At 68.8% G+C, this 18,259-nt stretch carries 16 protein-coding genes; 11 read left to right on the top strand and 5 right to left on the bottom strand.

What is annotated here, in order from left to right; translation table 11 throughout:
• Positions 1–60: 60 nt before the first annotated feature.
• From AAFN46_RS06930 to AAFN46_RS06915, 4 genes are all read right to left on the bottom strand, one after another.
• On the bottom strand, positions 61–867 hold the full coding sequence (locus AAFN46_RS06930) for an AraC family transcriptional regulator (protein ID WP_347807960.1): 807 nt from the start codon (positions 865–867) through the stop codon (positions 61–63).
• Positions 868–1,183: 316 nt separating this feature from the next.
• A complete protein-coding gene (gene metK / locus AAFN46_RS06925; protein ID WP_347807959.1) occupies positions 1,184–2,374 on the bottom strand; it encodes a methionine adenosyltransferase in 1,191 nt (396 codons plus the stop codon).
• 15 nt (positions 2,375–2,389) lie between these two features.
• Positions 2,390–3,382 carry a metalloregulator ArsR/SmtB family transcription factor gene (locus AAFN46_RS06920; RefSeq protein ID WP_347807958.1) on the bottom strand — a complete coding sequence of 331 codons (993 nt, stop codon included), beginning with the start codon at positions 3,380–3,382 and terminating at the stop codon, positions 2,390–2,392.
• Between the two features lie 46 nt (positions 3,383–3,428).
• Complete coding sequence (locus AAFN46_RS06915; RefSeq protein ID WP_347807957.1) at positions 3,429–4,319, bottom strand: LysR family transcriptional regulator; 891 nt, start codon at positions 4,317–4,319, stop codon at positions 3,429–3,431.
• 109 nt (positions 4,320–4,428) lie between these two features.
• Between AAFN46_RS06915 and AAFN46_RS06910 the strand changes: the two genes are divergently transcribed.
• The 10 genes from AAFN46_RS06910 to AAFN46_RS06865 all read left to right on the top strand — a co-directional run bounded on the left by AAFN46_RS06910 (position 4,429) and on the right by AAFN46_RS06865 (position 16,872).
• Positions 4,429–5,577, top strand: a complete 1,149-nt coding sequence (locus AAFN46_RS06910) for a TDT family transporter (RefSeq protein ID WP_347807956.1) — start codon at positions 4,429–4,431, stop codon at positions 5,575–5,577.
• 91 nt (positions 5,578–5,668) lie between these two features.
• Positions 5,669–7,669, top strand: a complete 2,001-nt coding sequence (gene tkt / locus AAFN46_RS06905) for a transketolase (RefSeq protein ID WP_347807955.1) — start codon at positions 5,669–5,671, stop codon at positions 7,667–7,669.
• Positions 7,670–7,759: 90 nt separating this feature from the next.
• The gene (epd, locus tag AAFN46_RS06900; RefSeq protein ID WP_347807954.1) at positions 7,760–8,806 is read left to right on the top strand and encodes an erythrose-4-phosphate dehydrogenase; all 1,047 of its coding nucleotides are present in this window, start codon (positions 7,760–7,762) and stop codon (positions 8,804–8,806) included.
• Between the two features lie 23 nt (positions 8,807–8,829).
• On the top strand, positions 8,830–9,987 hold the full coding sequence (locus tag AAFN46_RS06895; protein WP_347807953.1) for a phosphoglycerate kinase: 1,158 nt from the start codon (positions 8,830–8,832) through the stop codon (positions 9,985–9,987).
• 129 nt (positions 9,988–10,116) lie between these two features.
• On the top strand, positions 10,117–11,181 hold the full coding sequence (gene fba, locus AAFN46_RS06890; protein ID WP_347807952.1) for a class II fructose-bisphosphate aldolase: 1,065 nt from the start codon (positions 10,117–10,119) through the stop codon (positions 11,179–11,181).
• 61 nt (positions 11,182–11,242) lie between these two features.
• Positions 11,243–11,686, top strand: a complete 444-nt coding sequence (locus AAFN46_RS06885) for a hypothetical protein (RefSeq protein ID WP_347807951.1) — start codon at positions 11,243–11,245, stop codon at positions 11,684–11,686.
• Positions 11,687–11,840: 154 nt separating this feature from the next.
• Entirely contained in the window at positions 11,841–13,838 is a 1,998-nt protein-coding gene (locus tag AAFN46_RS06880; protein ID WP_347807950.1) for a methyl-accepting chemotaxis protein, read from the top strand.
• A 75-nt stretch (positions 13,839–13,913) separates the two neighbouring features.
• Entirely contained in the window at positions 13,914–14,417 is a 504-nt protein-coding gene (locus tag AAFN46_RS06875) for a M48 family metallopeptidase (RefSeq protein WP_347807949.1), read from the top strand.
• 622 nt (positions 14,418–15,039) lie between these two features.
• On the top strand, positions 15,040–16,089 hold the full coding sequence (locus AAFN46_RS06870) for a cyclic nucleotide-binding domain-containing protein (protein ID WP_347807948.1): 1,050 nt from the start codon (positions 15,040–15,042) through the stop codon (positions 16,087–16,089).
• Between the two features lie 111 nt (positions 16,090–16,200).
• Positions 16,201–16,872: a transporter substrate-binding domain-containing protein gene (locus tag AAFN46_RS06865; RefSeq protein WP_347807947.1), complete on the top strand. Its 672-nt coding sequence runs from the start codon at positions 16,201–16,203 to the stop codon at positions 16,870–16,872.
• Between the two features lie 12 nt (positions 16,873–16,884).
• Here the strand turns inward: AAFN46_RS06865 and AAFN46_RS06860 are convergent, their stop codons facing one another.
• Positions 16,885–17,355, bottom strand: coding sequence for a transcription elongation factor GreAB (locus AAFN46_RS06860; protein ID WP_347807946.1), 471 nt, complete (start codon positions 17,353–17,355; stop codon positions 16,885–16,887).
• A 116-nt stretch (positions 17,356–17,471) separates the two neighbouring features.
• On the opposite strand from AAFN46_RS06860, the gene AAFN46_RS06855 reads away from it, so the two are divergent.
• Positions 17,472–18,248 (top strand): transporter substrate-binding domain-containing protein, encoded by a 777-nt coding sequence (locus tag AAFN46_RS06855; RefSeq protein WP_347807945.1) that lies wholly within the window; start codon positions 17,472–17,474, stop codon positions 18,246–18,248.
• Positions 18,249–18,259: the final 11 nt, after the last annotated feature.

Below are 18,259 nucleotides of genomic sequence, written 5' to 3'. Positions count from 1 at the left end.
TTCGGATGGCCCCACTATGCCGAGCCGCGTCGGCGGCCGCGCGCCCGTGTCGCGCAAGGATTAGCCCGATTCGCTCATCTGCCGCAGAACGCTGGGCGCGCTGCCGAACTGGCGCTGGAAGGCCGCGGCGAAGCGCGACGGCGACTGGTAGCCGCAGGCGGCGGCCACCTCGCCGAGGGGCCGGCGCGAGGCGTTGACCAGGGCCAGGGCCTGCTCCATGCGCGCATCCTGCAGCAGGCGGCGGAAGGAGATGCCCTCGCCGGCCAGCTTGCGCCGCAGGGTCGCCGGGCTCATGGCCAGCTGTGCCGCCACCGCCTCGGCCTGCCAGTCGCGGCCGAGGTCGCCGCGCAGCAGTGCGAGGACGCGTTCGCGCACCTGGTACGGTCGCCGGTTGAACAGCACGCCAGCCTGGCCGGCCTCGGCCAGGGCCAGCATCAGTCCCTGCCAGGCATGCTCGGCCTGGGCCGCCGGCAGGCCGCCGCGCTCGGCCAGCGGCAGCAGATCGAGCAACCGGGCGAAGGCCGTACGGGCCGTGTCGGCGGGGGCGAACACCTGGGCCGGCGCGGCGCGCCCGCGGTCGGCCAGCTGGGCACCGAACAGTTCGTGCAGGCGCCGCTGCCAGCCCTCCTGCTGGCCCAGGGCCCAGGCCTGGTAGGTGCCGCGCGAGCCGGGGCGGTTGATCAGCTGCACGCGCTGCTGCCCGGCCAGGGCCAGCCAGCTGCCGGCGGGGCAGCGCCATTCCTGCTGGCCGACGCGCAGCCACTTCTCGCCCTCGATCACGCTCACCAGCAGGGGCGAGAGGATCGGCGTGCGGTTCAGCCGCTGCTCGGCATAGCTGTGGAAGGAGAGTAGGGGCAGTGGCTGCATGGCGGTCTCGCGGCGGGTCGGCGCAGTGAAAACTTCGCGGCCCGGCCTGTCAACCGGGCAACGATAAGCCCCGCCGGGGCGTAATGCTGTTCACTTAGCGGCATCACGGCCATGGCCGGACTTTTCTGGGTTCAGGTCTGCGGCTGTCGTTCTCCCTCTCCCCCTGGGAGAGGGGAGCGCTCTCAAGACACCGACGACAGCCAGGCTATGGCATTGCGCAGTGCCCCTCGCTGCCGGTCCAAGCCAGAAAAAACGCCGCGACTCCGTAGAAGTCGCGGCGTTTCTCAAGCGAACAGCATTACCGCCGGGGCGGGCCTCAGAGGCCGGCGGCGGCGCGCAGGGCCTCGACCTTGTCGGTCTGCTCCCAGGTGAAGGTGGTGAAGCTGTCGCCGCCCACGGTCTTCTGCTGCGGGGTGCGGCCGAAGTGGCCGTAGGCCGCGGTGTCGCGGTACATCGGGTGAAGCAGGTCGAGCATCTTGGTGATGGCGTAGGGACGCAGGTCGAAGACTTCGCGCACCAGCTTGATGATGCTGTCTTCGCTGACCTTGTTGGTACCGAAGGTGTTGACCGAGATGGAGGTCGGCTGGGCCACGCCGATGGCGTAGGACACCTGGATCTCGCAGCGGTCGGCCAGGCCGGCGGCGACTATGTTCTTGGCCACGTAGCGGCCGGCGTAGGCGGCCGAGCGGTCGACCTTGGACGGGTCCTTGCCGGAGAAGGCGCCGCCGCCGTGGCGGGCCATGCCGCCGTAGGAGTCGACGATGATCTTGCGTCCGGTCAGGCCGCAGTCGCCCACCGGCCCGCCGATCACGAAGTTGCCGGTCGGGTTGATGTGGTACTGGGTGTCCTTGTGCAGCAACTCGGCCGGCAGGCTGTGCTTGATGATCAGCTCCATCACCGCCTCGCGCAGGTCGGCGAGGGAGACCTCCGGGCTGTGCTGGGTGGACAGCACCACGGCGTCGATGCCGACCACCTTGCCGTGCTCGTAGCGGCAGGTGACCTGGCTCTTGGCGTCCGGGCGCAGCCACGGCAGCAGGCCGGACTTGCGCGCCTCGGCCTGGCGCTCGACCAGGGCGTGGGAGAAGCGGATCGGTGCCGGCATCAGCACGTCGGTCTCGTTGCTGGCGTAGCCGAACATCAGGCCCTGGTCGCCGGCGCCCTGGTCTTCCGGCTTGGCGCGGTCGACGCCCTGGTTGATGTCCGGGGACTGCTTGCCAATGATGTTCATCACGCCGCAGGTGGCGCCGTCGAAGCCGACGTCGCTGCTGGTGTAGCCGATGTCGCAGATCACGTCGCGCACCAGCTGCTCCAGGTCGACCCAGGCGCTGGTGGTGACTTCGCCGGCGACTATGGCCACGCCGGTCTTGACCAGGGTCTCGACGGCCACGCGGGCGTGCTTGTCCTGCTCGATGATGGCGTCGAGCACGGCATCGGAAATCTGGTCGGCGATCTTGTCCGGATGGCCCTCGGACACGGATTCGGAGGTAAACAGGGAGTATTCGCTCATTTCAAAATCCTATTCCTATTCATACCTGGTTTGGCGGGTTTGCTTCGCATCCGGCTTGGCGAAGTGCCGTACCTGAATCTGAAAGCCGTTCTTGAGGCCGATATAGAGGCTCTCGCCGGGCGCGAGCCCGGCGGCGTCGGCCCAGCGGGCCAGTTCTTCCTGGTCGAAGCCGAGCCAGAGATCGCCGCAGGCCGTCCTGGCCCAGCTCTGGTCGTGGCTGCATAACTCGGTGATCAGCAGGCTGCCGCCGGGGTTCACCAGGCGCGCCAGCTGCCTGAGCGCCTCGGCCGGGACGGCGAAATGGTGCAGCACCATGTTCACCACCACGCAGTCGGCGGCGCCGATCTCGTCCTGCAGGGCATCGGCGAGGCGCAGCTCGACATTGCCCAGGCCATCCTCTGTGCAGCGCTGGCGCGCCAGTTCCAGCATCGCCTCGCTATTGTCCAGGGCGAGCACGGACTTGAAACGGCGGGCCAGCTCGGGGAGGAAGCCGCCGTCGCCGGGGCCTACCTCCAGCGCCGTGCTGCCGGCGGCGAAGCCCAGTGCATCGAGCAGGGCCAGCACGCTGTCGCGGTATTGCGGCAGGCCGGCGATCAGGTCCTGCTGGGCCTGGAACTTGTCCGCCGCGCGGGCGAAGAACTCGCGGCTGGCGGCGGCGCGCTGGGCATGCACGGCGGCGATGCGTGCGCGCACCTCGTCCGGCAGGCGCAGGCCGTCGACTTCCTCCAGCAGCGCGCCGTGCAGGGCGCCCTGGGGCAGGGCGCGGCGATAGAAGATCGCGTTGCCCTCGCGGCGGGTGGCCACCAGGCCGGCCTGGGCCAGCACCTTGAGATGGTGGCTCATGCCGGACTGGCCGATGGCGAAGATCTGCGCCAGTTCCAGCACGCCGAACGAGTCGTTGGCCAGCGCGCGCAGCACGTTCAGGCGCAGCGGGTCGCCGCCGGCCTTGCACAGGGCGGCGAGCTCGTCGGCGGGCTCGAAGGGGAGCTGGGAGGCGCGCAGGTTCATAGGAGCGGCAGTCTAGTCGCTCAATTTTCATCCAGCAACAGCAATATCAAAAAGTTTTGATATTGCCCGTGAGCTGTTCCAGGAAGGCCGCCGGCGCCGGGCTCAAGCGGCAGCCCTGGCGCCACAGCACGTGCAGGTCGCGCTCGATGCGCAGGTCGCGCACGTCGAGGCGCAGCAGGCGGCCGTCGGCCAGCTCGTCTTCGATCACCAGCTGCGACAGCCAGGCGATGCCGTGGCCGCCGGCGATCAACCGCTTGAGCGGCTCGGTGCCGCCGCCGACCAGCGCCGCGCGGGCCTCCAGGCCATGCGCCCGGTAGGCCTGCTCGATGCTGGCGCGGGCCCCGGAGCCGGGCTCGCGCATGTACAGCTCGTGCTCCTGCAGCTCGGCGGCGCGCAGGCCGCGGCGCCCGGCCAGCGGGTGGGCGGGGCCGACCACCGGCAGCAGGCGGTCGCGCGCCAGCAGGTGGTGGGCGTAGTCCGCAGCGGGGAAGGGGCCTTCGACGAAGCCCAGGGCGATGCTGCCGTCGTCCAGTTGCTGGGTGACTTCGCGGGTGTTGCTCACCCGCAGGTCGACGAACACCTGCGGGTGTCGGCGGCGGAAGCGATTGAGCAGCGGCGGCAGCCAGTAGCCGCCGAGGGTGGCGCTGGCGCCCAGCTGCAGCTCGCCCTGGTCGAGGTTGGCGAAGGCGCGCAGGTCGCGCTCGGCGGCCTGCTCCAGGGCGAAGATGCGTTCGGCGAACTGCTGCAGGCGCAGGCCGCCCTCGGTCGGCGTCACGCCACGCGGATGACGTTCGAACAGCGCCAGGCCGAGGTTGGCCTCCAGCTCGCGGATCTCGCGGGTCACCGCCGGCTGGCTGATATGCAGGCGCGCGGCGCCGGTGCTGATGCTGCCGGCCTGGGCCACGGCGAGGAAGACCTTGAGATGGTGCAGGTTCATGGCAGACATTCATAAATAGAAAGTATGCAATGCATGCTGAATATGTATTTTTCATATGGCAAGCGACTCCCTAGCCTGGGTGCTCCCGTAGTCATCGTTCGTGATCGCCATGCCGCGTCCCTTTACCCGCCTGCCCGAACCCTGGGCCTTCGTCCGTCACTTCTCGCCCAACTGGTTCGCCATGACCATGGGCACCGGCGTGCTGGCCCTGGTGCTGGCCCGCCTGCCCTGGACCCTGCCGGGGCAGCTGGCCCTGGCCGAGGCGCTGTGGTGGTTCGGCGTGGCGCTCTTTGCGACCTTCGGCCTGCTGTTTCTGGCTCGCCTGCTGCTGCATCGCGACACCCTGTGGCCGATGCTGCTGCACCCGGTGCAGTCGATGTTCCTCGGCGCCATCCCCATGGGCCTGGCCATGCTGATCGGCGGGCTGGTGCAGTTCGGCCCGGCGCACTGGGGCGCGGAGGCCTACCGGGTCGCGCATGGGCTGTGGTGGCTGGATGCGGCCATGGCGCTGGCCAGCGCCCTGCTGGTGCCCTACCTGATGTTCACCCGCCAGCAGCACGCGCTGGAGAAGATGACCGCGGTCTGGCTGCTGCCGATCGTCGCGCCCGAGGTGGCGGCCGGCGCCGCCGGTGGCCTGGTGCCGCACCTGGACCCGGCCGCGGCACGGGCGATGCTGGCGCTTGGCTTCGTGCTCTGGGGCCTGTCGCTGGCCCTGGCCTTCTCGCTGATCACCCTGGTGCTGTTGCGCCTGGCCCTGCACAAGCTGCCGGACACCGACTTCGCCGCCACCAGCTGGCTGCCGCTGGGACCGCTGGCCACCGGTTGCCTGGGCCTGCTGACCCTGGGCCAAGACGCCCCGGCGGCCTTCGCCGGCACCGCCCTGGCCGGCGCCGCGGAGCTGGCGCCGGGCCTGGCCCTGGTCGGCGGCCTGGCGCTGTGGGGCGCCGGGTTGTGGTGGCTGGTCACGGCGGTCCTGTTCACCCGCCACTACATCCGCGACAACATGGCCTTCAACCTGGGCTGGTGGGGCTTCACCTTCCCGCTGGGGGTGTTCGCCCTGGCCACCTTCGAGCTGGGGCGGCTGACCGAGCTGCGCTTCTTCGTCCTCATCGGCCTGGTGCTGAGCGTGCAGCTGGCCGCCATCTGGCTGTTGGTGCTGCAGCGCACGCTGCGCGGCGCCTGGCATGGCGAGCTGTTCCAGGCGCCCTGTCTGGCCGGGCCGAGCGCGCCGGCGCACGGGGTGCTCAGGGCGGACTGAGCGCGTTCGACCATCTGTCATTGCCCCCGTGGCGCCTGCTGGGCGAAAATACGCGCCTTTTCCGTGAACAGTCCCCGCAGGAGATTCAACGATGCCCAGCCGTCGTGAGCGAGCCAATGCCATTCGTGCCCTCAGCATGGATGCCGTGCAAAAGGCCAACAGCGGCCACCCCGGCGCACCCATGGGCATGGCCGACATCGCCGAAGTGCTGTGGCGCGACTATCTCAAGCACAACCCGCTGAACCCGAACTGGGCCGACCGCGACCGCTTCGTGCTGTCCAACGGCCACGGCTCGATGCTGATCTACTCGCTGCTGCACCTGACCGGCTACGACCTCGGCATCGACGACCTCAAGCAGTTCCGCCAGCTGCACAGCCGCACCCCGGGCCACCCGGAGTACGGCTACACCGCCGGCGTCGAGACCACCACCGGCCCGCTGGGCCAGGGCATCGCCAATGCCGTCGGCTTCGCCATCGCCGAGAAGGTGCTGGGCGCCCAGTTCAACCGCCCCGGCCACCAGATAGTCGACCACTTCACCTACGCCTTCCTCGGCGACGGCTGCATGATGGAAGGCATCAGCCACGAGGTCTGCTCGCTGGCCGGCACCCTGGGCCTGGGCAAGCTGATCGCCTTCTACGACGACAACGGCATCTCCATCGACGGCGAAGTGCACGGCTGGTTCACCGACGACACCCCGGCGCGCTTCGAGGCCTACGGCTGGCAGGTGATCCGCAATGTCGACGGTCACGACGCCGACGAGATCAAGACCGCCATCGACACCGCACGCAAGTCCGCCGACCGTCCGACCCTGATCTGCTGCAAGACCGTGATCGGCTTCGGCTCGCCGAACAAGCAGGGCAAGGAGGAGTGCCACGGCGCCCCGCTGGGCAACGACGAGATCGCCGCCACCCGCGCCGCGCTGGGCTGGAACCACGGCCCCTTCGAGATCCCCGCCGAGATCCGCGCCGAGTGGGACGCCAAGGAAGCCGGCGCCGCCCGCGAGGCCGCGTGGAACGACAAGTTCAAGGCCTATGCCGCCGCCCACCCGGAGCTGGCCGCCGAGTTCAAGCGCCGCCTGGCCGGCGAGCTGCCGGCCGACTTCGCCGAGAAGGCCGCCGCCTACATCGATGAAGTCGCCGCCAAGGGCGAGACCATCGCCAGCCGCAAGGCCAGCCAGAACGCGCTGAACGCCTTCGGCCCGCTGCTGCCGGAGTTCCTCGGTGGCTCGGCCGACCTGGCCGGCTCCAACCTGACCCTGTGGAAGGGCTGCCAGGGCGTGTCCGCCGAGGATGCCAGCGGCAACTACCTGTTCTACGGCGTGCGCGAATTCGGCATGAGCGCCATCATGAACGGCCTCGCCCTGCACGGCGGTTTCATTCCCTATGGCGCCACCTTCCTGGTGTTCATGGAGTACGCCTGCAACGCCGTGCGCATGGCCGCGCTGATGAAGCAGCGCGTGCTGTTCGTCTACACCCACGACTCCATCGGCCTGGGCGAGGACGGCCCGACCCACCAGCCGATCGAGCAGCTGGCCAGCCTGCGCAGCACGCCGAACCTGGACACCTGGCGGCCGTGCGACGCGGTGGAATCGGCGGTGGCCTGGAAGCACGCCATCGAGCGCGCCGACGGCCCCAGCGCGCTGATCTTCAGCCGGCAGAACCTGCCGCACCAGCCGCGCGACGCCCAGCAGCTGGCCGACGTGGCCCGTGGCGGCTATGTGCTCAAGGACTGCGCCGGCGAGCCGGAGCTGATCCTGATCGCCACCGGCTCGGAAGTCGGCCTGGCCGTGCAGGCCGCCGACAAGCTCGCCGAGCAGGGCCGCAAGGTGCGCGTGGTGTCCATGCCGTCCACCTGCGTGTTCGACCGCCAGGACGCCGCCTACAAGCAGGCCGTGCTGCCGCTGCAGGTGGGTGCGCGCATCGCCATCGAGGCCGCCTATGCGGACTACTGGTACAAGTACGTCGGCCTGGAAGGGCGCATCATCGGCATGACCACCTTCGGTGAGTCCGCCCCGGCGCCGGCGCTGTTCGAGCACTTCGGCTTCACCGTCGACAATATCCTGGAAACCGCCGCCGAATTGCTGGAGGGCTAAGGCCAGCCACAAGCTGCAAGCTTCAAGCGCCAAGCAGAGCCCCCTCGCTTGCCGTTCCGACTTGCAGCTTGCAGCTTGCCGCTTGCAGCTATGTCCAACCGCCCCTACAAAGTCGCCCTCAACGGCTACGGCCGCATCGGCCGCTGCGTGCTGCGCGCCTTGCACGAGCGCGGTGCTGCGGCCGGCTTCGAGATAGTCGCGCTGAACGATCTGGCCGACCAGGCCAGCATCGAGTACCTGACCCGCTTCGACTCCACCCACGGCCGCTTCCCCGGCGAGGTGCGGGTCGCCGGCGACTGCCTGCATATCAACGGCGACTGCGTGAAGGTGCTGCGCCAGAGCGAGCCCGAGGCCATCGACTGGGCCGGCCTGGGCATCGACCTGCTGCTGGAATGCTCCGGGGTCTACCACAGCCGCGCCGACGGCGAGCGCTTCCTCAGGGCCGGTGCGCCGCGGGTGCTGTTCTCCCAGCCGATGGCCGGCGAGGCCGACGTCGACGCCACCGTGGTGTTCGGTGTCAACCAGCAGCGCCTGAGCGGCGCCGAGCGTCTGGTGTCCAACGCCTCCTGTACCACCAACTGCGCGGTGCCGCTGCTCAAGCTGCTCGACGAGACGCTGGGTATCGAGTACGTCTCGATCACCACCATCCACTCGGCGATGAACGACCAGCCGGTGATCGATGCCTACCACCACGAAGACCTGCGCCGCACCCGTTCGGCCTTCCAGTCGGTGATTCCGGTCTCCACCGGCCTGGCCCGGGGCATCGAGCGCCTGCTGCCGGAACTGGCCGGGCGCGTGCAGGCCAAGGCCATCCGCGTGCCGACGGTCAACGTCTCGTGTCTGGACATTACCCTGCAAGTGGCCCGCGATACCAGCGCCGCCGAGATCAATGCCTTGTTGCGTGGCGCGGCGGAGAAGGGCGCGCTCAAGGGCCTGCTGGCCTATACCGAGCTGCCGCATGCCAGCTGCGATTTCAACCACGACGCCCACTCGGCCATAGTCGACGGCAGCCAGACCCGGGTTTCCGGCCCGCGCCTGGTCAATCTGCTGGCCTGGTTCGACAACGAATGGGGCTTCGCCAACCGTATGCTCGACGTCGCGCAGCACTTTCTCGCCGTCGCCAACCCCTCAAAATAACCAGCCCCCGTGAAGGACTGAGCATGACCGTTCTGAAGATGACCGACCTCGACCTCGCCGGTAAGCGCGTGCTGATCCGCGAAGACCTCAACGTGCCGGTGAAGGATGGCGTGGTGAAGAGCGACGCGCGCATCCTCGCCGCCCTGCCGACCATCCAGCTGGCCCTGGAGAAGGGCGCGGCGGTGATGCTCTGCTCGCACCTGGGCCGTCCGACCGAGGGCGAGTTCTCCGAAGAGAACAGCCTGGCGCCGGTCGCCGCCTATCTGTCCAAGGCCCTCGGCCGCGAAGTGCCGCTGGTCCGCGACTACCTGGGCGGCGTCGAGGTCAAGGCCGGCGACATCGTGCTGTTCGAGAACGTGCGCTTCAACAAGGGCGAGAAGAAGAACGCCGACGAGCTGGCGCAGCAGTACGCAGCGCTGTGCGATGTGTTCGTGATGGACGCCTTCGGCACCGCCCACCGCGCCGAGGGCTCGACCCACGGCGTGGCCAAGTTCGCCAAGGTCGCCTGCGCAGGCCCGCTGCTGGCCGCCGAGCTGGAGGCGCTGGGCAAGGCCCTGGGCAACCCGGCGCGGCCGATGGCCGCCATCGTCGCCGGCTCCAAGGTCTCGACCAAGCTCGACGTACTCAACAGCCTGAGCCAGATCTGCGACCAGCTGATCGTCGGCGGCGGCATCGCCAACACTTTCCTCGCCGCCGCCGGGCACAAGGTCGGCAAGTCGCTGTACGAGGCCGACCTGGTCGACACCGCCCGTGCCATCGCCGCCAAGGTCAGCGTGCCGCTGCCGGTCGACGTGGTGGTGGCCAAGGCCTTCGCCGAAGACGCCGAAGCCACCGTCAAGCCGATCGGCGAAGTGGCCGATGACGACATGATCCTGGATATCGGCCCGCAGACCGCCGCGCAGTTCGCCGAGCTGCTGAAGTCGTCCAAGACCATCCTGTGGAACGGCCCGGTCGGCGTGTTCGAGTTCGACCAGTTCGGCAACGGCACCCAGGTGCTGGCCCAGGCCATCGCCGAGAGCCCGGCGTTCTCCATCGCCGGCGGCGGCGACACCCTGGCGGCCATCGACAAGTACGGCGTGAACGAGCAGATCGGCTATATCTCCACCGGTGGTGGCGCCTTCCTCGAGTTCGTCGAGGGCAAGGTACTGCCGGCGGTCGAAGTGCTGGAACAGCGCGCATAAAAGCAGCGACAGGCCTCGAGTTATAAGCTGTAAGCAAGAGCAACGCCGAGCGATCTCTCTCTTGCAGCTTGAAGCTTGTAGCTTGCCGCTGGTCTACACACTTAAACGAACCCTACTGGGAGCTTCATCATGGCACTTATCAGCATGCGCCAGATGCTCGACCACGCCGCCGAATTCGGCTACGGCGTGCCGGCCTTCAACGTCAACAACCTCGAGCAGATGCGCGCGATCATGGAAGCGGCCGACAAGACCGACTCGCCGGTGATCGTCCAGGCCTCGGCCGGTGCGCGCAAGTACGCCGGCGCGCCCTTCCTGCGCCACCTGATCCTGGCCGCCATCGAGGAGTTCCCGCATATCCCGGTGTGCATGCACCAGGACCACGGCACCAGCCCGGACGTGTGCCAGCGCTCGATCCAGCTGGGTTTCAGCTCGGTGATGATGGACGGCTCGCTCAAGGAAGACGGCAAGACCCCGGCCGACTATGACTACAACGTGCGCGTGACCCAGCAGACCGTGGCCTTCGCCCATGCCTGCGGCGTGTCCGTGGAAGGCGAGCTGGGCTGCCTGGGCAGCCTGGAAACCGGCATGGCCGGTGAAGAGGACGGCGTTGGCGCCGAGGGCGTGCTCGACCACAGCCAGCTGCTGACCGACCCGGAGGAGGCCGCCGACTTCGTCAAGCGCACCCAGGTCGACGCCCTGGCCATCGCCATCGGCACCAGCCACGGCGCCTACAAGTTCACCAAGCCGCCGACCGGCGACGTGCTGTCGATCGAGCGCATCAAGGAGATCCACAAGCGCATCCCCAACACCCACCTGGTGATGCACGGCTCCAGCTCGGTGCCGCAGGAGTGGCTGCAGGTGATCAACGAGTTCGGCGGCGACATCAAGGAGACCTACGGCGTGCCGGTCGAGGAGATCGTCGAGGGCATCAAGCACGGCGTGCGCAAGGTCAACATCGACACCGACCTGCGCCTGGCCTCCACCGGCGCCATGCGCCGCTTCATGGCCCAGCACCCGAGCGAGTTCGACCCGCGCAAGTTCTTCGCCAAGACCATCGACGCCATGCGCGACATCTGCATCGCCCGCTACGAAGCCTTCGGCACCGCCGGCAATGCCTCCAAGATCAAGCCGATCTCCCTGGAAGGCATGTTCAAGCGCTACGCCAGCGGCGAGCTGGCCGCCAAGGTCAACTGAGGCGCCGTGCCCTACCCGAAAGCCCCGCGTCGCGGGGCTTTCGCTTATCCGGAGAGGGGAAATGGCGTCACGCATTCTGGCGCTCGCCGTCGCCTTGCTGCTGGCTGGCTGTGCCAACCGGGTACCGACCGAACCGGCGACTGTGCCGGTGGCCACGCCGCCGGTCGATCCGCAGCGCTGCGGCACGCGTGCCGAGTGCACCACCAAGGTCTCGCGCACCCTGCTGTTCGTCTTCGACTATGCCGCCGCCGGCGGGCAACTGGTGCAGCGCCGCGAGCGCCTGCTGTTCACCCCGGCCGATGCCGCGCCCGGCGATTGGCCGGCCCTGCGCATCCAGCTGGCCGCGCCGGTCGACGGACGTTTCCAGTTCGCCGCCGAATGCCGGGCGCAGTCCTGTCGCTATAGTGGCGAGCAGCTGCTGCGGGTCTATCGCAGCTATCTGGCCGGCCGCCCCTGCTCCCTGCTGCTGGACAGCGCCGTGCGCGACTGTGCCGAGCCGCCGTAGCCCTGGCGGCGCCAGGGCGCTATCCGCAGCCTCGGCTTCAAGTCGGCCGGGCAGCTACCGATAACTTGGATATTCTGAAACAGGGGCCCATCCCGGGCCTGCCCCGCCCTGAGCCGTGGCGCGGGAATCGCAGTCGGCAGCAACAGGAGCAACCATGGGCTCGATAAAAACAATCCAGGCCCGCTACACCCTGATCGTCCTGGCCTTCATCGCGGCGGTCTTCCTGCTCACCGAGGAGGGCATCCGTCATTTCGTCACGCCCAAGCTGAAGGCAGCGGAGGAGCAGCTGGTGCTGGGCAAGGTCAGCAAGATCTCCGAGACCATCCTGTTCGAGCTGGCCAAGGTCGAGGCGCAGTCGCGCAGCATCACCCAGACCGTGCCGCTGCTCGACAGCGACAGCATCGACCTGGTGGTGCCCGGCCTGGTCGACCAGTATGGCGACCCCAAGGTGTTCGGCGGCGGCATCTGGCCGCTGCCGCAGAAGCGTTCCGAGCGGGCCAAGCACAGCACCTTCTTCCACCGCGACGGCAGCGGCAGGATGACGGTGAACACCTACTGGAACTCCGCCGAGTCGCTCAACTACTACGAGCAGCCCTGGCACCGCGCCGGCATGCAGGCGCCGCCCGGCAAGTGCGCCTGGGCCGCCGCCTACAAGGACGACGCCAGCGCCCAGCCGCGCACCAACTGCGCCATGGCCATCGTCAAGGATGGCGCGCCTTACGGCGTGTCCACCATCGACGTGACCCTGGGCTTCTTCAACAAGCTGGTGGCCGAGAAGGAGAAGGAGATCCAGGGCGAGGTGATGATAGTCGAGCCGGACGGCAAGATTCTCAGCAACCAGGCGCGCATCGGCGGCGAGATAGTGCTGAGGAACGTCGCCGACCTGGCCCGCCAATCGGCCTTCGTCGGCGAGATCCAGGCCGGTCTCGGCAAGATCGGCCGCGAGGCCCTGTTCAAGCAGGAGTACCGCAGCGCCGAGGGCGAGGACTGGACCTTCTACCTGCAGCCCATCGAGGGCACGCCCTGGCTGCTGGCCGCCGCGCTGCCGAGCCGCCTGCTGGCCGTGAACAGCTCCGACGTGCTCAAGACCCTGGCCCTGATCCAGGTGCCCATGGTGGTACTGCTGCTGCTCATGATGCTGTTCGCCCTGCGCCAGCTGATGCAGCGCCTGCATGTGCTGCGCAGCAATATCGATTCGCTGTCGGCCGGCGATGCCGACCTGACCCGGCGCATCGCCCTCAAGGGCGAGGACGAGATGGACGCGGTGGGCGAGTCGGTCAACCGCTTCATCGCCTACCTGCAGAACATGATCGCCGACGTCACCCAGGCCTCGGCGGTGATCGCCGAGGAGCTGGCCCAGCTGCAGCAGCAGTCGCGCCACAGCAACGAGGTGCTGACCCGCCACGCCAGCGAGACCGACCAGGCGGTGACCGCCATCACCGAGCTGAGCTCGACCGCCGACACCGTGGCGCAGAGCGCCACCGAGACGGCCAGCTTCACCCGCAACGCCAACGACAACGCCGAGCAGTCCAGGCAGGTGGTGGCCGAGGCCTCGGCCAGCGTGCTGGCCCTGGTCGACGAGGTGGAGAGCTCCATGGCGCGGGTGCTGGCCATGCAGCAGGATGCCCAGCGCATCAACGACGTGCTCGGGGTGATCGGCGAGATCGCCGGGCAGACCAACCTGCTGGCGCTCAACGCCGCCATCGAGGCGGCGCGCGCCGGCGAGCAGGGCCGCGGCTTCGCCGTGGTGGCCGACGAGGTGCGCGCCCTGGCCGGGCGAACCCAGCAGAGTACCTCGGAGATCAACGAGATGCTGGCCAAGCTGCAGCAGGGCGTCGGCTCCGCCGTGCAGGCCATGGAGCAGACCAAGGCCAGCTGCCAGGCCACCGCCGACCGCACCGCGCGGGTCAATGTCGGCCTCGACGACATGGCCTCGGCGGTCGGCCGCATTCACGATCTCAGCGCGCAGATCGCCACCGCCGCCGAGCAGCAGAGCGCGGTGACCGAGGAGATCAACCAGAACATGGTCGCCATCCGCCACATGGTCGACGAGTTGGTCGGCAGCGGCCAGCAGGCGGACAAGAGCACCGATGCGCTGCTGGCCTCCAACCGTCGCCTGGTGGAACTGGTCAACCGCTTCAAGGTGCGCTGACCGTTCGCCGCCGACGGCTGCCGGAAGGCGCCCGTCGGCGGTTACACTGGCGCTTCATTCACGCGGCGTCAGTTCATGGCCACTCCCTTCAAATACCTCCAGGGCTACCCGCCGCACCTGCAGCAGCAGGTGACGCAGATGATTGCCGAGGATCGCCTGGGTGTTTACCTGGCCAAACGCTACCCGGGTCGCCATCAGGTGCAGAGCGACAAGGCCCTGTACGGCTACGCCATCGACCTCAAGCAGCAGTACCTGCGCAGCGCGCCGGCCATCGACAAGGTGCTGTACGACAACCGCCTGGACCTGACCCACCGGGCGCTGGGGCTGCACACGGCGATCTCGCGGGTGCAGGGCGGCCGGCTCAAGGCGAAGAAGGAGATCCGCGTGGCCGCGCTGTTCAAGGAGGCGGCACCGGAGTTCCTCAACATGATAGTGGTGCACGAGCTGGCGCACCTGAAGGAGGCCGAGCACAACAAGGCCTTCTACCAGCTGTGCCGGCACATGCTGGCGGATTACCACCAGCTGGAGTTCGACCTGCGCCTGTACCTCACCTGGCGCGAGCTGTCGGGGCAGGCCTGAACGGGCTGGGCAATCGCTGAGCAGAGCGCGCGAAGGCGCGCCGCGCCTGGGCCGCAGGCATTTGTCCCGCTGTTATGCACAGCTTCATCCCCGCCTTCTGTGGGCAATTCCCCCCCCATGGCGCGCTGTGCAAAGCCTGAGCGGAGGCCTGCGGCCCCCGTACCGCCCGGGTTTCGGCCACTCTTCCCGAGCTTATGCACAGACTAATCCACGGGGCCTGTGGGCAACTCGTCTGCCGCGCGGCGTTCTTCCCCCGCGCGGCTGGTCGCGAATTGAGCAAAGGGGGCGAGCCCGCGCGGTATCTGGGCCGTGGCCGTTGTTCCCGGCCTTATGCACAGCTTCATCCCCAGATGCTGTGTGCAACTCATTGAGCAGGAAGATATTTTTCCGCCGTATTGAGCAATAACTGAGCGCTCCTCGGCGGCCCGCGTCGGGCCTGGGCTTTAGCCATTCTTCCCGGCCTTATCCACAGAGTCATCCCCGTACTCTGTGCGCAACTCGGCCGGGATGACCATCCGACCGGCGCCCATGGCGGGCGGATGGCAAAGCGCTATGGTTAAGGCATGCCCAGGCAAAGGAACATTTTTCCAGGCAAGGCCGCGTCGTCCCGCGGAGGTTCACCATGAGCCGCATCACGCTCAGTCCCGAGCAGCTCGCCAGCTTCAGTCCGATGGACTTCCTCACCCCGCATTACCGTCAGCAGCTGCATGCCAGCCTGAACTACCTGCAGCGGCCGGCGGGCACCCTGTTGCTGCAGAAGGGCGAGCGCTCGCTGGCCCAGTACTATCTGCTGGCGGGCAAGGTCAGCGTGGATGGCGGGGCCGGCAAGCAGCAGATCGAGGGTGGCTCGCCCGAGGCTCATCTGCCGCTCAATCCCGGGCAGAGCAATCCCGCCACGGTACGCGCGGTCAGCGACGTGCAGCTGTTCGCCGTCGAGCATCAGCTGCTCGAGCGCCTGCTCGGCTGGAGCCAGGAGGCGGCCTATCAGGTCAGCAGCCTGGGCGACGGCATGGTCGAGGAGGTGGACGAGGACGACTGGCTGGCGCGACTGCTGGCCACGCCACTGTTCGGCCGCCTGCCGCCGTCGCACCTGCACGCCCTGCTGGCGCGCTTCGAGTACGTCGAGGTGCGGGCCGGCGAGGAGGTGGTGCGCTACGGTGAGCCGGGCGAGCACTTCTATGTGCTCAAGCACGGGCGGGCCCGGGTCAGCCTGCCGGCGGCCTATCGCGAGCAGCCGGCGCTGGTGCTGGAGAGCGGCGACTTCTTCGGCGAGGAGGCCCTGGTCAGCGGCGCGGTGCGCTCGGCCAGCGTGATCATGGAGGAGGACGGCGAGCTGGCGCGCCTGCATCGCGACGACTTCGTCGAGCTGGTGCGGCCGACCCTGATCCCGCGCATCAGCCCGCAGGATCTGCGGCAGCTGGCGCTGCAGGGGCAGCGCAAGCATCTGCTGCTGGACGTGCGCCTGGCCGCGGAATACCGCCTCGGCCATCTGCCGGAGAGCCTCAACCTGCCGGTGGCCAATCTGCGCACCCATGCCGACAGCCTGGATCGCGCGACCTGCTATGTGGTGACCCCGGAGGGCGGCATTCGCAGCGAACTGGCGGTACACCTGCTCAACCAGCTAGGCTTCGATGCCTATCTGCTGGGTGACGAGGCACCGATCGCCGCCTGAATCGAGGAGAGCCCTATCGTCCGGAGTCGTCAACGGAGTCTGCTGCGCCTGCTGCTGGTCGGTGCTCTATGGCTGCTGGGCGACGGCGCGGCGGCGCGCGACTGGGTGGTGGTGGGCACCCACTTCCCGAGGGTCTACGAGCAGAGCGAGGCCGGCGAGTTCGTCGGCCTGGGGCCGGCGATACTGCGCCAGCTGGCCGAGGAGCTGGGCGGCGGGCTGCGTTTTGAACTCCATCCCTGGGCCCGCGCCCAGTTGATGGTCGAGTCGGGACAGGCGGATATCCTGGTCGGCCCCTACCGCACCGCCGAGCGCGAGGCGCGCTTCGCCTTCGCCGCCGCGCCCTTCTACGAGGATCGCATCCTGTTCTACGCACTGCGCGAGCGCAAACTGCACTGGCGAGGCGACTATGCACAGCTGCGCGGCCTGCGCATCGCCGTGGTGCGCGGCTGGGCCTATGGCGAGCGTTTCGAGGCCGAGCGCGAGCAGCTGCAGCCGGTCACGGTGGAGACGGTACGCAATGGCCTGCTGATGCTGCAGGCCGGGCGCATCGACCTGCTCGCCAGCAACCAGCGCAATACCCGCCCGCACCTGCTCGACTTCGACCTGGATGCGCGGGTCGGCGAGTTGCGCCCACTGATCGATGTGCAGCGCGGCTACTTCGCCTTCCCGCGCGATGCGGCCCACGGCGAGCTGCGCCGGCGTTTCGACCGGGCCTTCGCGCGGCTCGTCGAGTCGGGACGGCTGGCGCGGCTGGCGGCGCCGCTCGGGGTCGACCTGCCCTGAGCCGCGGCCGGCTCACTCCACCCGCAGCACCTGCCATGTGCTCGTGCCGGCCCGCACCTCGTCGCCCGGCCCACGGCCGAGCAGCTGCTGGCCGAGCGGCGCGTGCGGGGTGATCAGGGTGACCTCCTCGTCGCCCTGGGCGAGCTTCTGCCCGGCGCCGTCCGGCCCCAGCAACAGCCACTGGCGTTGTCCGTCCTCATTCGTCAGCAGGATCAGCGCGCCGAGCTGGATGCCGCGCTCCTCGTCGTAGGGGCGCAGCTGCAGGGCGCGCCAGGCGGCCAGGGCGCGGCGGATCTGCTCGGCCCGGCGCGACTGCCCCGCGGCCAGGTAGGAGGCCTCCAGGCCGCGGGTGTCGTATTTGTTCTCGGCCTTGCTCTGCTCGTGGGTAGCGGCCTGGCGGGCGGCCTCGGCGGCGGCGCTGAGCAGGGCCAGGTCGTCTGCGAGGCGCTGGCACACCAGTTGTTGCAGGGAAAGCTTGTCCATGGCGGCTGACCGGTAGGGCGGGGCGTGCAGGTTACCCGCGTGCGCCGTTCGCCGCGAGCGCCGCCATGCTCCGCGCCAGCGCCTAGACTGCAAGCGAACGAGGCAAGGTGAACACGATGCGTACTTCCCGCTGCCGCTGGCTGGGATGCCTGCTCGCCCTGTGCTTGGCCCATGGCCTGCACGCCGCGCCCTTGCAGCTGTACACCGAGGAATATCCGCCGATGAACTTCGCCCGCGAGGGGCGTCCGGCGGGGCTGGCCGTCGATCTGGTGCGCGAAATCCTCGCGCGTACCGGGCGCGGTGCGCGGATCAGTCTGGTGCCCTGGGCGCGGGGCTACCAGGCGGCCCAGGTCGATCCCGACAGCGGCCTGTTCGTCACCATGCGCACCGCCGAGCGCGAGCCGCTGTTCCAGTGGGTCGGCCCGGTGATGGTGGTGGTCACTAGCTTCTATGCCCTGCGCGGCTCGGGTATCCGCATCGACAGCCTGGAGGATGCCGCGCGGGCCGGCACCATCGCCGTGCCGCGACAGTGGTACAGCTTTCAGGAGCTCAAGGCGCGCGGCCTGGCCAATGTCTACGGGGTGATAGGACCGCGGCAGATGATGAGCATGCTGCGCCATGGCCGGGTGCAGGTGGCGGTGGCCGACAATGTGACCCTGGAGAGCCTGCTGGCGCTGGGCGGGCTCACGCCGGCGGAGGTCGAGCCGCTGCATGCCTTCATGCGCAGCGAGGCCTATATCGCCTTCTCGCCGAGCACCGACCCGGGGCTGGTGGCCGAGTGGCAGCAGACCCTGGACTCGATGAAGCGCGATGGCAGCTTCGCCCTGATCTACCGGCGCTGGCTGCCGGGCCAGGCGTTGCCGGAGGGTCTGCTGAACGTCCGTGGGCAGTGATCGCCCGGCGG

This window comes from Pseudomonas sp. CAU 1711 (assembly GCF_039888625.1).
In the GTDB taxonomy this organism is placed as follows: domain Bacteria; phylum Pseudomonadota; class Gammaproteobacteria; order Pseudomonadales; family Pseudomonadaceae; genus Aquipseudomonas.
The sequence above is the reverse complement of the archived record's forward strand: the minus strand, read 5'-3'. Positions and strand labels throughout refer to the sequence as shown.